This window comes from Lysinibacillus sp. BS3, from assembly GCF_039614735.1.
In the GTDB taxonomy this organism is placed as follows: Bacteria; Bacillota; Bacilli; order Bacillales_A; family Planococcaceae; genus Lysinibacillus; species Lysinibacillus capsici.
The window spans coordinates 1,954,353-1,968,016 of the sequence record NZ_CP154860.1 but is presented as its reverse complement, the minus strand read 5'-3'; the positions used below and the strand labels follow the sequence as shown (position 1 = coordinate 1,968,016).

General features: G+C 36.7%; 15 protein-coding genes. 10 read left to right on the top strand and 5 right to left on the bottom strand.

Going from position 1 to position 13,664, the window contains the following annotated elements:
- Positions 1–13 precede the first annotated feature (13 nt).
- The 4 genes from spxA to pepF all read left to right on the top strand — a co-directional run bounded on the left by spxA (position 14) and on the right by pepF (position 4,692).
- Positions 14–409, top strand: coding sequence for a transcriptional regulator SpxA (gene spxA, locus AAJG31_RS10000; protein ID WP_025116803.1), 396 nt, complete (start codon positions 14–16; stop codon positions 407–409).
- A gap of 433 nt (positions 410–842) precedes the next feature.
- Positions 843–1,511 (top strand): adaptor protein MecA, encoded by a 669-nt coding sequence (gene mecA, locus AAJG31_RS09995; RefSeq protein ID WP_004227456.1) that lies wholly within the window; start codon positions 843–845, stop codon positions 1,509–1,511.
- A 193-nt stretch (positions 1,512–1,704) separates the two neighbouring features.
- Positions 1,705–2,823, top strand: a complete 1,119-nt coding sequence (locus AAJG31_RS09990) for a competence protein CoiA family protein (RefSeq protein ID WP_279493994.1) — start codon at positions 1,705–1,707, stop codon at positions 2,821–2,823.
- A 51-nt stretch (positions 2,824–2,874) separates the two neighbouring features.
- Positions 2,875–4,692 carry an oligoendopeptidase F gene (gene pepF, locus AAJG31_RS09985; RefSeq protein ID WP_279493996.1) on the top strand — a complete coding sequence of 606 codons (1,818 nt, stop codon included), beginning with the start codon at positions 2,875–2,877 and terminating at the stop codon, positions 4,690–4,692.
- Between the two features lie 391 nt (positions 4,693–5,083).
- Here the strand turns inward: pepF and AAJG31_RS09980 are convergent, their stop codons facing one another.
- From AAJG31_RS09980 to AAJG31_RS09965, 4 genes are all read right to left on the bottom strand, one after another.
- The gene (locus tag AAJG31_RS09980) at positions 5,084–5,893 is read right to left on the bottom strand and encodes a DsbA family protein (protein WP_004227450.1); all 810 of its coding nucleotides are present in this window, start codon (positions 5,891–5,893) and stop codon (positions 5,084–5,086) included.
- Entirely contained in the window at positions 5,886–6,293 is a 408-nt protein-coding gene (locus AAJG31_RS09975; protein ID WP_066036270.1) for a globin, read from the bottom strand. The genes AAJG31_RS09980 and AAJG31_RS09975 overlap by 8 nt, the downstream gene beginning before the upstream one ends.
- A gap of 220 nt (positions 6,294–6,513) precedes the next feature.
- Entirely contained in the window at positions 6,514–7,272 is a 759-nt protein-coding gene (locus AAJG31_RS09970) for a lytic transglycosylase domain-containing protein (protein ID WP_048392027.1), read from the bottom strand.
- A 29-nt stretch (positions 7,273–7,301) separates the two neighbouring features.
- Complete coding sequence (locus AAJG31_RS09965) at positions 7,302–7,889, bottom strand: CYTH domain-containing protein (protein ID WP_066036269.1); 588 nt, start codon at positions 7,887–7,889, stop codon at positions 7,302–7,304.
- 126 nt (positions 7,890–8,015) lie between these two features.
- Here AAJG31_RS09965 and AAJG31_RS09960 point away from each other — a divergent pair, with 126 nt between their 5' ends.
- The 6 genes from AAJG31_RS09960 to AAJG31_RS09935 all read left to right on the top strand — a co-directional run bounded on the left by AAJG31_RS09960 (position 8,016) and on the right by AAJG31_RS09935 (position 13,072).
- Positions 8,016–8,399: a hypothetical protein gene (locus AAJG31_RS09960; protein ID WP_279493998.1), complete on the top strand. Its 384-nt coding sequence runs from the start codon at positions 8,016–8,018 to the stop codon at positions 8,397–8,399.
- A 56-nt stretch (positions 8,400–8,455) separates the two neighbouring features.
- A complete protein-coding gene (locus tag AAJG31_RS09955; RefSeq protein ID WP_004227437.1) occupies positions 8,456–9,127 on the top strand; it encodes a GTP pyrophosphokinase family protein in 672 nt (223 codons plus the stop codon).
- Positions 9,124–9,918 (top strand): NAD kinase, encoded by a 795-nt coding sequence (locus AAJG31_RS09950; RefSeq protein ID WP_004227435.1) that lies wholly within the window; start codon positions 9,124–9,126, stop codon positions 9,916–9,918. The genes AAJG31_RS09955 and AAJG31_RS09950 overlap by 4 nt, the downstream gene beginning before the upstream one ends.
- Complete coding sequence (locus AAJG31_RS09945) at positions 9,893–10,828, top strand: RluA family pseudouridine synthase (RefSeq protein WP_066036268.1); 936 nt, start codon at positions 9,893–9,895, stop codon at positions 10,826–10,828. Before AAJG31_RS09950 ends, AAJG31_RS09945 begins: the two co-directional genes overlap by 26 nt.
- 412 nt (positions 10,829–11,240) lie before the next feature.
- Complete coding sequence (mgtE, locus tag AAJG31_RS09940; RefSeq protein ID WP_048392024.1) at positions 11,241–12,617, top strand: magnesium transporter; 1,377 nt, start codon at positions 11,241–11,243, stop codon at positions 12,615–12,617.
- A 53-nt stretch (positions 12,618–12,670) separates the two neighbouring features.
- Positions 12,671–13,072, top strand: coding sequence for a hypothetical protein (locus tag AAJG31_RS09935; protein ID WP_231595610.1), 402 nt, complete (start codon positions 12,671–12,673; stop codon positions 13,070–13,072).
- Between the two features lie 63 nt (positions 13,073–13,135).
- Here the strand turns inward: AAJG31_RS09935 and AAJG31_RS09930 are convergent, their stop codons facing one another.
- Positions 13,136–13,660 (bottom strand): CotY/CotZ family spore coat protein, encoded by a 525-nt coding sequence (locus AAJG31_RS09930; RefSeq protein WP_004230953.1) that lies wholly within the window; start codon positions 13,658–13,660, stop codon positions 13,136–13,138.
- Between the last annotated feature and the right edge of the window lie 4 nt (positions 13,661–13,664).

Sequence of the window (13,664 nt, the reverse complement as noted above, 5' to 3'; positions counted from 1 at the left end):
ATGTGTCAGAATGATCGTAACCCTATTTACATCACCAAGTTGTACCTCTTGTCGTAAAGCAAAAGCTTGGTTAGAGGAGCACGAAATTCCATATACAGAACGTAATATATTTTCTGAACCGCTTAGCATAAGTGAAATAAAAAAAATTTTACGAATGACAGAAGATGGAACTGATGAAATCATTTCCACTCGTTCTAAAATATTCCAAAAATTAAATGTGGATGTTGAAAGCTTACCATTACAACGTTTATATGAATTAATTCAGGAATATCCTGGCTTACTACGTAGACCAATCATTTTAGATGAAAAACGTCTGCAGGTTGGCTACAATGAAGATGAAATTCGTCGTTTCTTACCTCGAAAAGTTCGAGCATATCAATTACAAGAAGCGCAACGAATGGTGAATTAAACCTTTCTATTCTGAATAATATATGTAATAGATGTTACAGATGTGGAATACATGTTGTGACATCTTTTTTTTATGTTTTACTTCTGTAAAACCTTCTATATGAAGTATAATAATTAATAGGGAAAAGTCATATATTTCCGTAAAAGTATGTTAAACTTGATTTAAGTTAAATAGTTTACTACAATTTCAATAATTCAAATATCTTCTGTGAAACGGTGTATATCCTTTTCATTTTATGACAGAACAGCATACAATAGAGTTAGAGACAACTGTGAACACAAAAATTCATGTTTACGGTTACTCGATGGTTTTACTGTAGTGTGGTCAAAGGTTGAAAAACAAATGCAGTATGAAGGTTAAAAACAAAGAATAAAAGCATACTAATGAAACAAACTGTTTTTCGACATATGACAGTGAAGGGAGATGAGGTCTAGTGGACATCGAACGTGTAAATGAAAATACACTCAAGCTCTTTATTACGTACAATGATATAGAGGATCGCGGCTATAGTCGTGAAGAAATTTGGTACAATCGAGCAAAGGGTGAACAACTTTTTTGGGATATGATTGATGAAGTAAACACGGAGGATTATTTTGATGTAGAGGGTCCGATTTGGATTCATATCAATGCATCTGAAGTAGGCTTAGAAATCATTGTCACACGTGCACATATTTTAAAAGACGGTGAAACATTAGATGGTCATTCGAATTTTGATGAACACAAAGATATGTTTGCACCATTCGATGAAGTTGGAGAGGATCTTCTTAGCCAACTAACTCAATTTGGTGACATGGATGAGTCAGAATTATTTATGGATACAGACATTTATGTTTATAAATTTAAAGATATTGATGAGTTAATCCCTGTCGCAAAACGAATGACAGACGAATTAGTGGATTCCTCATTATTCAAATATGAAAATTGGTACTATCTAGTTGTTGATTTCGGAAACGCAGATGAGGATTTAAATCGTCATGATAGAAATGCAGTTATCAAGGAATTTTTAACACCATCCAATTTTACAATTCATCGTCTAGAGGAGTACGGTGAAAAGATTATGGAATTCAATTGCTTTGAAACAGTTCGAAAATACTTTGCATAGGCAATGAAATACTAATTATTTTAGACTGTAGTGAAACTCGTAAATGAATCGAGTTTCGCTACAGTCCTTTTTTATGTTTTCAGCATCAAAGAGCTTGAATAAGAGCGCATTTTTAAAATTTCAAGAAAAAGGTGCTTTATTTTTGTTAGTGAAAATCCATTCTATTATAGTTGGCTAAAAAGGAGCTGATACTATGCTGATTGCCTATAACAATCAACAGCAACTATTTCTCCCATATCAATATACGAGGAAAGCTTTACAGCGATATAGGCGGCAAATGAAATTTTATTGTCCTCAATGTTTAGAACAAGTTCAATTGAAAATAGGTAACTATAATATTCCCCACTTTGCTCACTTCACAAAAAATCATTGTTCACAGCTGTTCGCAGAAAATGAATCTAAAATACATTTACAAGGTAAAGTGCAATTATATGAGTGGCTCCAAAAGCATGGACATCAGGTGAAACTAGAACCATATTTAAAGGAGCTTTCTCAGCGCCCAGATTTGCTTGTTACACTCGATAAGGAGCAGTTCGCAGTTGAATTTCAATGTAGTACAATCTCTCATGAAAAATGGCATCAACGAACAATGGGCTATGAAAGAAATGATATACAAGCAATCTGGCTTTTTCAAACTCCACAAGGCAAAGAAGCCGTCAACGGCATCAGAAAAATTAGAATCTCTCCACTGCTGCAAAAAGCGTTTATAACGACAACGGATTTACCATATTTATTGACGTACAACCCGGTGACAGCCCAGTTTGTTTATTGGACGAATCTTCTTCATGTTCATGGGCATACTTTCATAGGTAAAGTACAGAAAATTTCGGTCGATCAACAACATTTCCCTTTTTATAGACCTCAACGTATTACCCAGGAAGAATTTCAACGCTATTGGCAGCTCTATAAACAGACTTGTAGGCAATTTGCGCATAATCGTCTTTTACATAGCAAGAAGGGGGCACAAGATCCATTTTTACGTAATTGCTATGAATTAAATCTTTCTCTTACTGCTCTGCCACCATACATTGGTATTCCAGTGAAAGAAGGAGCAGCTATACCTTTGTTTACGAGCGAGTGGCAAATAATGCTGTTTTATTTTAGTAAACAATTAGGACGTCTTCCATTTGAATTAACAAAGGGGCAGATGGAAAACTTTTTATGTAAGCATCAACTGGAAGTAACCGAACAAGCACTCAGGGCTATTCAAAATTATGGGTATCTTCTTAAGCGTATGCATCATGAGGATGGTTTACTAGATAATTGTGAGCAAGTCTATGTACATTTATTTGCAATTGCCACAATATACTGAGAAAATATGAGAGTAAAAGGAAAAAAGCACATATAAAGGGGGCTGGCATATATGGCTAGTAACAGTAATCAGGTTTTGGTTCGAAAAGAAGTACCAGAAGAATTAACATGGCGCTTAGAAGACATCTTTGCAACAGATGCAGCTTGGGAAGAGGAATTGAAGGAGGTTGCAGAGCTTGCTAAACAAGCACCTAGCTATGCAGGTACTTTAAATAATGGGGCAGAGGCATTATTAGCAGCTTTACAGTATCATGATCATATATATGAACGTGCAATGAAGCTCTACACATATGCTCATATGCGCTATGATCAAGATACTACAAATAGCTTTTATCAAGATATGAACAGCCGTATTCAAAAATTGGCAACGAGTATCTCAGCTGGCCTTTCCTATTTAACGCCAGAAATTCTGTCATTAAGTGAAGAAACGATTGAACGCTACTTAACAGAAAATCAAGACCTAGAACTATATAAGCAATCTTTAAAAGAAATTACAATGGCACGTCCACATGTATTACCAGCCGAACAGGAGGCATTGCTAGCGCAAATGTCTGAGGTGACAGGTACAGCTTCGAATACATTCAGCATGTTAAACAATGCTGATATGGTATTCCCTCATGTGAAAAATGAAGAGGGAGAAGAAGTACAACTTACGCATGGTAATTATATCAAGTTTTTAGAGAGCAAGGATCGCTCTGTACGTGAAGGCGCATTTAAGGCTATGTACGAAACATATGGCAAGTTTAAAAATACGTTCTCGGCTACGCTAACTGGTAATGTAAAGAAGCATAATGTAAGTGCTCGAATTCGTCATTATGAATCTGCACGCCACGCTGCCATGTCTAATAACTTCATTCCTGAAAATGTCTATGATCAGCTGGTGGAAACAATTCATAAGCATTTACCAGCTATGCAACGTTATATTTCGTTGCGTAAGAAATTATTGGGTGTAGACGAATTGCATATGTGGGATTTATTTGCGCCACTAGTTAAAGAGGTGGAAATGAAGGTCTCTTATGATGAAGCGAAAGATATTTTAGTAAAGGCTTTAGCTCCATTAGGGGAGGAATATCAAAGCATCGTTCAAAATGGACTGGATAACCGCTGGGTCGATGTTTTAGAGAATAAAGGGAAGCGTAGTGGAGCCTATTCTTCAGGCGCCTATGGTACGAATCCGTATATTTTAATGAATTGGCAGGATAATGTGAACAATCTATTTACATTAGCACATGAATTTGGCCATAGTGTTCATAGTTATTATTCACGTAACAACCAGCCTTTTGTTTATGGAGACTACTCTATTTTTGTGGCAGAGGTCGCTTCTACTTGCAATGAAGAGTTATTAAATGACTATTTACTGAAAACAATTGATGATCCACAACAAAAAATATACTTATTAAACCATTGGCTAGATGGCTTCAGAAGTACGGTATTCAGACAAACGATGTTTGCAGAGTTCGAACACCTTATTCATCAGATGGATAAGAACGGTGAATCCTTGACAGCAGATCGTTTAACAGAAGTTTACTATGAATTAAACAAAAAGTACTTCGGTGATGATATGGTGGTTGATGAGGAAATAGGCTTAGAATGGGCTCGTATTCCACACTTCTACTATAATTACTATGTTTATCAGTATGCGACTGGTAAATCAGCCGCTACAGCATTGAGTAAACAAATTTTAGAGGAGGGTGCACCAGCTGTAGAACGTTATATTAATAACTTCTTAAAAGCGGGATGCTCTGATTTCCCTATTGAGGTATTAAAGGCAGCAGGCGTTGATATGAACGTAGCTAAGCCAATTGAAGATGCATGTAAAGTATTTGAAGAACGTTTAAATGAATTAGAAAAATTATTGTTAAATAACTAATTAATTAGGCTATAGGAATGTTCCTATAGCCTAATTCTTTTTATTAACAGCATAAATTAAAAGGAAAGAATAATGTTTTTTTTTGATTTCTAAATAGTTTAAAAGTGTGCATCTTGGAAAAATACTGTTTGTAATCGCTTTCTATTTGACAAATTTGTGAATCTAGTATTGGTTTCATTGCTAAATATATTATTCCATGATAGAGTAATTCTTGTGAAATAAATCACAAAACAAACATACACCCCTTTGTTTGAACGTGAACATTTCTCCCATCCCCTTTGTGAAAAAGAAGCGTCTCTATCGGTCGAGGATAGAGGCGCTTCTTTGTATTTTGCGTTATCTTGAAAAAGGGACTCCATCATGATGATTGGAGTCCCTTTTGTTTATTTTATTATTTAAGACGCCATAACGTAGCGTGAGTAGTCTGGATTCGTTCGATCTTTTGTTGCAGCATGCGTTTCTTTAGTTCACGCTCTGCTGCTTGCTCTGTTAATGAATAGATAAAAGCTATTTCATTTGTAGAAAGAGTATGGAATTTAGAAAATAAGTCCTCTATTGATGGTAAAGGCTGACGGACAAGCTGTTCGTTCAGCATTTCTTGTAAAATATGTTCATAAACTTCATAGGAATAGCTACCACTAACTTTTAGTCCCTCATCTTCAATACATTCATTGAAAAATACGATACTTGGTACTTCATCTACTTCCATTTCGCGTTTAATATATAAATCGCATTGGAAAGCACGTGCTGCCTCTTTTGAACCAAAGTCAACAGTAAACTCATTCATATCGAGTTGAACATCCTCAGCTATTTTTAAAAGCGTTGCATAGGAGTTTACATCTTGATGACTTAATAATACGTATTCTTGTAGTTTCGACAAATAACGCGCACCTGCACGTTTCCCCTGTAATTCAGCTGCTTTAATAGCGATAGAAGGTAAAACAGGGTGATTAATATCAAGTTCGATTCCTGAAATACAGCCTTTGACACGTTTACTTAAGCAATTTAAAGAAGTAAGTTCTGTACTTAAAACAAAGCGCCATGTGAAGTAATGGTTGTATTCAAGCTGTAATTTACGAAGAGTTGCTTGCATACTGAAAGCTTCAGGGCAAAGTGGATCTACGAAAATATACAATTCAATTGGCTTGTTTGCAGTAGAAATCGTTGGCGTTGGCTCTTGCAACATTTGAATATTATTCACGTAACAATTCCCCCTCATCGTCATTTGGCGTATTAACCATGTGATGAGCTGTTAATACTAAACGTTGATAATAAGTCTCACGGAACTTCCCTTCCAAACCTACCTCATCCATTGCTTCTGACATACACTCTAGCCAAGCTTGAGCGCGGTCAGGTGTAATAGGAAAATTCATGTGACGTGCACGCATCATCGGATGACCATGCTCCTCAGTAAAAAGATTTGGCCCTCCTAAATACTGTGTTTGAAATTGAATTTGTTTACGGGCTGTTTCTGTTAAATCCTTTGGAAAGATTGGAATAAGATCAGGATGCTGAGCAACTCTTTTATAGAACGCATGAATGAGTTCTGACAGTCTTTCAGCTCCCAGCTCCTCATAAGGAACAGTGTATTTTCGACTCATAAGTTATATGCTCCTTTAATTCTTTATATCGTAAAGTACCATATTGTATACTTCATCCTCATCAAATTGTGAAATTCTTGTGACTACCTTCATTCTATCAACGTCTTTTCGTTAACACAAACAAAGAGCTCTTTCGAATTGCTGTTCGCTACAAAAGCACAAATTTCACCACTATGGGTGAAATTTGTTGGAAATGACATAGATAACAGGAAAGATGCGATTACACTGTAAAGTAATTCATCACTTTTTTGACATAATTCTGTGTTTCTTTGAAAGGAGGGATTCCTCCATATTTCGTAACACGAGATGCGCCAGCATTATAAGCTGCTAATGCTAGTGAAGGGTCATTATTAAACTTATCTAGCATTTGACGCAAATATTTTGCACCAGCCATAATATTCTGCTCTGGATCAAAAGCGTTAGTCACACCCAAATATTGTGCTGTTTTGGGCATGAGTTGCATTAAACCTTGCGCACCCGCATGGCTTACTACAGTTGGATTAAAATTAGATTCTTGTTTAATAACCGCTGCAATAAGCTTCGCGGGTATCTGATAAGTAGCGGCTGCTTTTTCAATAATGGCAGTATACTCATTTGATCCTGCTAGTGAATTAGCATATGCTGTAGAGCCTATTACATCGTCTGAAACATAGGAATCAAGTTTGTTATTAGCATATGTGTTTGCTAAAGCTTGTTTGACTGATTCAGGTATAAACACAGCATTAGACCCTTTGTAAAGTAATGATTCTAATGGACTTTGCTCCAAAGTAGCTAATTCTTTGACGAAATTTGAATTATTTGCTGTTCCTGTAGCAAGCAAGCTTGATAATTTAGCATTACTTGCTGTCGAAGTTTCTCCTAATAATTCGTTAATCATATCAGAAAAAATAGACTCATTGTCTGTGGGTGAACTTTCGCTTGATCCAAGTGTTTGCAAAGCCCGAATTTCTAGTAAAGATTTGAATGATTGAATATCCAAGGAGTCAGACACCTTCCTTTTTTCTACTTTTATAAATTTTGTGCTTTTAGTGCCTTCATAAAACGAGCAATTTTTTTATCAGTTGGTTGCTTATCAATACCATATTGTTGTAAAAATTCGTCGAAAATTATATTTCCTTTTATTGCATCTTTTGCTTCATATTCTACCTCATAATCGTCACGCTGCAAATAGAAAGAATGATCAAAAACGAGAAGTCCCTCTTTGTAGGGAATTTCGACACGATCTGTAGTGAGAGAACCAAATACATGCAATTGTTCTAAAGGAATGTGATGAAGAGCTAATCTTTTAGCTACCTCTTGAGCATAAAATCCTTTGCCATCTAACATTTGTTGCGCCTCTATTGCTGTTATTTCATCCGTCGTTTCAAGGTGAGCATGCTCGGCGTTTTTTTCTTTGAGCGTACATTCGAAATAATCACCAATTTGTCTAATACGAAGACCACTTTGTAGGTTGCGAATTGCTTGATTAGGTGTGTCAAAATAATGATTTGTTTGACGATGAATAGCATTTTGGCTAATGTGGAACTCTTGTAATAATTGTTCGTATTGTTGTTTTGTTAATAGATTTTTAAATTCAATTTCAATTTCTTGTGTCATTTATAGTCACCTATTTATTTTTTATTTTTCATCCGTTGTTTCGCTCGAATTAATATTTACACACTGCAACTATTTACCCTGTGTGCTAAAATAAGAGGAAGAGTACAACGAAAAGGGGAACCGCATGTGCGTAAAATTTATACAATAGATACATCGAATTTTGAACAAGATCAACTTCATTTTAGTTTAAACGACAATGAAGTAAATTTACAGTTAAAACCTGCTGGACAACTCATTGCAGATTCAGATGATTTTGCATTCATTTATTTACTTGATGCAGGTGAAGACTATCATTACTTGCGTTTTCCACCGAGTAGTTGGGGGAATCTTGTACATATTTTACAAAAAGGGAAAAATCCATTGCTACGAATAGGTGAAGAAGTGATTGAGCTGACAAATTTCTACGAGGAATTGGAAATGCTCGTGTATAATATTGAAGGAAATTACAATTATGGGGCAGAATTTGTCCAGGCAGTGGAACAACACTTCAAGGCTATTCTTGCTGAATAGAAAGACAAAACGAACAGACGGTGGTGTTCGATACCGATTGTCGGGAGGTTTTTACAATGGGACAATGGGAAATTTTTTTAAGTCCTTATAAACAAGCAGTAGACGAATTAAAAGTAAAATTAAAGGGCATGCGTTCGCAATTTGGTATTGTTAATGCAAATTCACCAATTGAATTTGTTACAGGACGTGTCAAGCCTTTAGCAAGTATATATGACAAAACGTTAGAAAAAGGACTAGCTTTTGAGCCTTCTAAACAACTTGGTGATGAACTTGGTGATATTGCTGGCCTTCGGATTATGTGTCAATTTGTTGATGATATTTCAACGGTAACTGAGCTAATTCGTCAGCGAAAAGATATGCGTGTAGTGGAAGAACGCGATTATATTACACATAATAAGCCTAGTGGTTATCGCTCCTACCATATGATAGTGGAGTATCCTGTTGAAACAATTCAAGGAAAAAAAGTAGTATTAGCAGAAATACAAATCCGTACACTAGCCATGAATTTCTGGGCTTCAATAGAGCATTCTTTAAATTATAAATATAAGGGCATGTTCCCAGAAGAAATTAAGAATCGCTTGCAAAGTGCTGCCGAGGCAGCATTTCGGTTGGATGAAGAAATGTCATCCATTCGTAGTGAAATTCAAGAGGCACAGGCCTACTTTAGCGAATATAAAGAAGCATCGAATCCTAATTTACTAACGGAGAAGGAGCGTGACGCGCAATGAAATTTTCGATTCAATCACGTAGAGATGCACAATCTAACGAGCTGATGGAACTTGCTAAAACCTATTTACAGGATTTTGGCTTGACCTATGATGAAGAGACGCCAGAAATTGTTGTTTCGATTGGAGGAGATGGCACACTATTGCATGCCTTTCATCGATATTCCCATTTATTAGATCAGGTAGCCTTCGTTGGTATCCATACAGGGCATTTAGGATTTTATGCGGATTGGAAACCATCTGAATTAGAAAAATTAGTTTTGTCCATTGCTAAGAAGGATTTTAATGTTGTGGAATATCCACTGCTGGAAGTAAGGGTAGAGCATCATAATGCCGAATCAAATACGTATCTTGCTTTAAACGAAGCAACCGTCAAATCGCCAGATGTTACACTTGTGATGGATGTAGAGTTAAATGGCAATCAATTTGAGCGTTTCCGTGGTGATGGTCTTTGTGTATCCACTCCCTCGGGTAGTACGGCTTATAATAAAGCTCTAGGTGGAGCCATCATACATCCTACACTAGCGGCACTCCAAGTCACTGAAATTGCCTCAATTAATAACCGCGTTTTCAGGACAGTAGGATCGCCATTAATCTTACCAGCACACCATCATTGTGTATTGCGTCCTGTAAATGAACAAAATTTTAATATGACTGTTGATCACTTGCAAATTACTCAAGGTGATGTCAAAGCCATAGCGTTTAATGTAGCAAATGAAAGAGTACGTTTTGCCCGTTTCCGACCATTCCCATTTTGGGAGCGAGTGCATGAATCATTTGTTGCAAATGAATAACGTGGATACAAGATTTACATTACAATTTGAGGCAAAGAAAAATGGCCAATTATTACGAGAGGCTCTTCAAGAGTGGCGTATTTCTAAGCGAGCTCTAACAGCTATTAAGTTTGATGGTGGCATGTTGACTGTGAATGATGTCGAACGTAATGTGAGACATATCCTGCAAGTTGGAGATTGTGTGAAAGTAACGTTTCCTCCTGAAGAAAAAAGTGAAGGGCTTGCTATCGAGCATGGAGATTTGTCCATTGTATACGAAGATGATGCCATCTTAGTGCTCAACAAACCAGCTCATCAAAGTACGATACCCTCACGAGAGCATCCAACAAACAGCATTGCAAATTTAGTTTGTGGCTATTTTCAGCAACAAGGATTGGCCTCTACGGCTCATATTGTTACAAGGCTAGACCGAGATACATCAGGTTTACTATGCATAGCTAAGCATGCTCATATTCATCATTTAACAGGGCTTGCTCAGCGTAAGAGAGAGATTTCAAGACAATATGAAGCCATTGTACATGGGCATGTCGAACAAAACTTTCAATCGATTATAGCTCCGATTGGTCGTAAAGAAGCTAGTATTATTGAAAGAGAAGTACGAGAAGATGGACAATATGCACATACGGATGTAAAGGTTCTGAAGCGTTTTTCACTGGGTGCTGAACCAATGACACATGTACGACTTCAATTGCATACAGGGCGTACACATCAAATTCGCGTGCACATGTCACATCTTGGACACCCACTTGTGGGGGATGACCTTTATGGTGGTAGTCGTCTTCAGATTGATCGACAAGCATTACATTGTGTATCTTTAAGTATGGAGCATCCTTTAACAAGTGTGCCATTACACTTTACAAGTATGCTAAATGAAGACATGCAAAGATTACTGAAGGAATCTTCAGCATAAATTTTTGATAAAAGGAGGTGTTCGCGCAAACGAGCATCTCCTTATCATTTTTTGAATTAGGTTAAACTGTGTATTTCTTCACGAGGGAGATTCTTAATATCACAGGTCGTATGGTAGGTGAAAATTGGATGTATTGTTTATCTGCGCGTCAACAACAACTATCCTGGAGTTTAGAGAATTAGATTATTTTACACCTTATTCATAACAAAGTGACAAAGGTAAGGTATAGTAAAATAGAATCGCCATGATTTTAGGCGTAATATTGAATTTTATAAAAATCTGCCCAATTGCTCATAAATATAACTTAAAAAAGAGTTTGCAGAAAAGGTACATTACACTCTATTATATAGAAGGTAGATTTACGGCAGCATTGCCCGTAAAATGATTGAAAGCTCGGAAGGAGGGGACAAGCATGATAGAGGAAAGAAATGAAAAGGATGATGTGCAATTTGATGAGGCACATCTACGAGAAATGCTGGAAGCACATAATATTGACGCATTCCGTGATGAGTTTTTAGAACTTCATCCATATGATCAGGCAACGTTTTATGAAAAGGTGGAACCTGATATAAGGAAAATCATCTATTCGTTCTTGTCTCCGACAGAAATGGCTGATATTTTTGAGGCAATCGATATTGAAGATGATGAGTATAAAGCATATCTTGCTGAAATGGATCCATCATACGGTGCAGAAATGCTATCTCATATGTATGCGGATGATGCGGCAGATGTCTTAAATGAACTGGATACAGCACAGCGCGAAAGCTATTTAGAAATGATGGATGAAGAAGCGGCAGAAGATATTAATGAGCTATTAAGCTACGATGAATATACTGCTGGTTCTATCATGACCACTGAATATGTCGCTATACCAGAAAATTCAACAGTTCGTTCAGCTATGGCCATTTTGCGTAAAGAGGCACCAGATGCAGAGACCGTTTATTATATTTTTGTTGTGGATGAAGAACATCGTCTAACGGGTGTTATTTCGTTACGTGATTTAATCATTGCTGACGAGGATACACTTATTCGTTCCATTATGAATGAACGTGTCGTGATGGTACATGTAGGCGATGACCAAGAAGAAGTCGCGCAAATTATGAAGGATTATAATTTTTTAGCGACACCTGTTATTGATGATAAAGGAGAATTACTTGGTATTATCACGGTTGACGATATTATTGATGTTATTGATGAAGAGGCTTCTGAGGATTACTCTAAATTGGCTGGTATTTCGGATATGGATAAATTTGATGTAACACCATTCCAAGCAGCTAAAAAACGTTTGCCATGGCTAGTAGTTCTACTGTTTCTAGGTATGTTAACAGCTAACCTAATGGGGCAATTTGAGGATACTTTAGATAAGGTTGCCTTACTAGCGGTCTTTATTCCATTAATTTCAGGAACTTCAGGTAATAGTGGAACACAGGCATTGGCCGTGGCCATTCGAGGGATTGCAACAGGTGATGTAGAAGAACATAGTAAATTGAAGTTACTATTACGTGAAGCAGGTACTGGCTTAATGTCAGGCATTGTTTGTGGATTAATTGTTATTGGGATCGTTTATTTTTGGAAACATGAACTTGTCCTAGGTATGTTAGTAGGGGCAGCGCTTTGTGGTTCTATTTTAGTGGCAACATTAGCTGGTTCATTTATTCCATTGTTAATGCATCGACTAAAAATTGACCCTGCTGTTGCATCAGGACCCTTTATTACTACATTAAATGATATTACAAGTATTTTAATTTATTTGGGCTTAGCAACAGTTTTCTTAAGCCAAATAGGCTAAGAACCAATTTGCTTACTTTCGCATATTGTATGGAAAAAAGGGAAGTGAGTAAAGTGGATCAAGAACCACGCTTGTTTATAAAATCACCATCATATTTTTTAAATATTTCTAAGGTGTTACATGAACTTGATTTGGATGAAAGTACATCTGTCTATGTAAAGGACACTATGTTCGATGAGCAAATAGTTGAAGAAAAAAATGAGACAGTGGATGAAGTACAAATAGATCCTTATTTACTGAAACAGCTCCAGTTTTTAGAAAAACCATTTCGTCAGAGAGCCTATCAGCCATTATTAGTTTGTTTAAAGGATGGTAGAAAATTAACTGGGACAGCTTCAGATGTACAGAATGATTCTTTAATGCTCACATCATTAGAATTAAAAATACAGGAAATCATTCATTTTGAAGATATACAGCAAATACTTTGGCGAGGAAGAAAATTGCCAACTTTATAAAAAAAGTGTACAGCAGAGGATGCTGTACACTTTTTTTATGTGTGTGTGTCAAAGGTGAAAGAATTAGTCACAAATCCCTAAGTCAACATCAGCGATACATTGTACAGCGCAGAAGCAAGATAAATCCACAGTAATACAGCTATCTGTTGAGCTCCAGTCATCTACTTTACAGATTTTCTTCATGTTGATACAACAACCATCTTTGCTTAGTAAGTCTACTGTACTTTCACTAGAGTCAAATGTACATAATGGCTCTAAAACACGTAAAGTAGCACAGCATTCATCAAACATATCTTCTACGCGGAAGAATACGGATGTACAAATACAAGGATCTGCTGTTGGAGAGTTAAAGAATGCTTTGAAAGGAGTACCATCTTTTGTAATTAACATGAAAACACGTGTATCTGCTTGTGAGCGTGCAGGACTAACAATCCCGCCTAGTGGCTCTAAGAAACAGTTTGCTGTACATGGAGAACACTCATCTCGCACCGCTTGATTTTGAATATCTAAAATAGCGCGAACTACGTCACAAACGCAGCCTGCTGAATGGATTGGTCCAATAGGATTTGTTGGCTTACCACAACCCATATTG

Excerpts from the sequence above, each read along its gene's own strand:
- AAJG31_RS09990 (WP_279493994.1), top strand. The coding sequence starts at position 1,705 with ATGCTGATTGCCTATAACAATCAACAGCAACTATTTCTCCCATATCAA.
- pepF (WP_279493996.1), top strand. The coding sequence starts at position 2,875 with ATGGCTAGTAACAGTAATCAGGTTTTGGTTCGAAAAGAAGTACCAGAA.
- AAJG31_RS09975 (WP_066036270.1), bottom strand. The coding sequence starts at position 6,293 with ATGAGTCGAAAATACACTGTTCCTTATGAGGAGCTGGGAGCTGAAAGA.
- AAJG31_RS09965 (WP_066036269.1), bottom strand. The coding sequence starts at position 7,889 with ATGACACAAGAAATTGAAATTGAATTTAAAAATCTATTAACAAAACAA.
- AAJG31_RS09955 (WP_004227437.1), top strand. The coding sequence starts at position 8,456 with ATGGGACAATGGGAAATTTTTTTAAGTCCTTATAAACAAGCAGTAGAC.
- AAJG31_RS09950 (WP_004227435.1), top strand. The coding sequence starts at position 9,124 with ATGAAATTTTCGATTCAATCACGTAGAGATGCACAATCTAACGAGCTG.
- AAJG31_RS09945 (WP_066036268.1), top strand. The coding sequence starts at position 9,893 with ATGAATCATTTGTTGCAAATGAATAACGTGGATACAAGATTTACATTA.
- mgtE (WP_048392024.1), top strand. The coding sequence starts at position 11,241 with ATGATAGAGGAAAGAAATGAAAAGGATGATGTGCAATTTGATGAGGCA.
- AAJG31_RS09930 (WP_004230953.1), bottom strand. The coding sequence starts at position 13,660 with ATGGGTTGTGGTAAGCCAACAAATCCTATTGGACCAATCCATTCAGCA.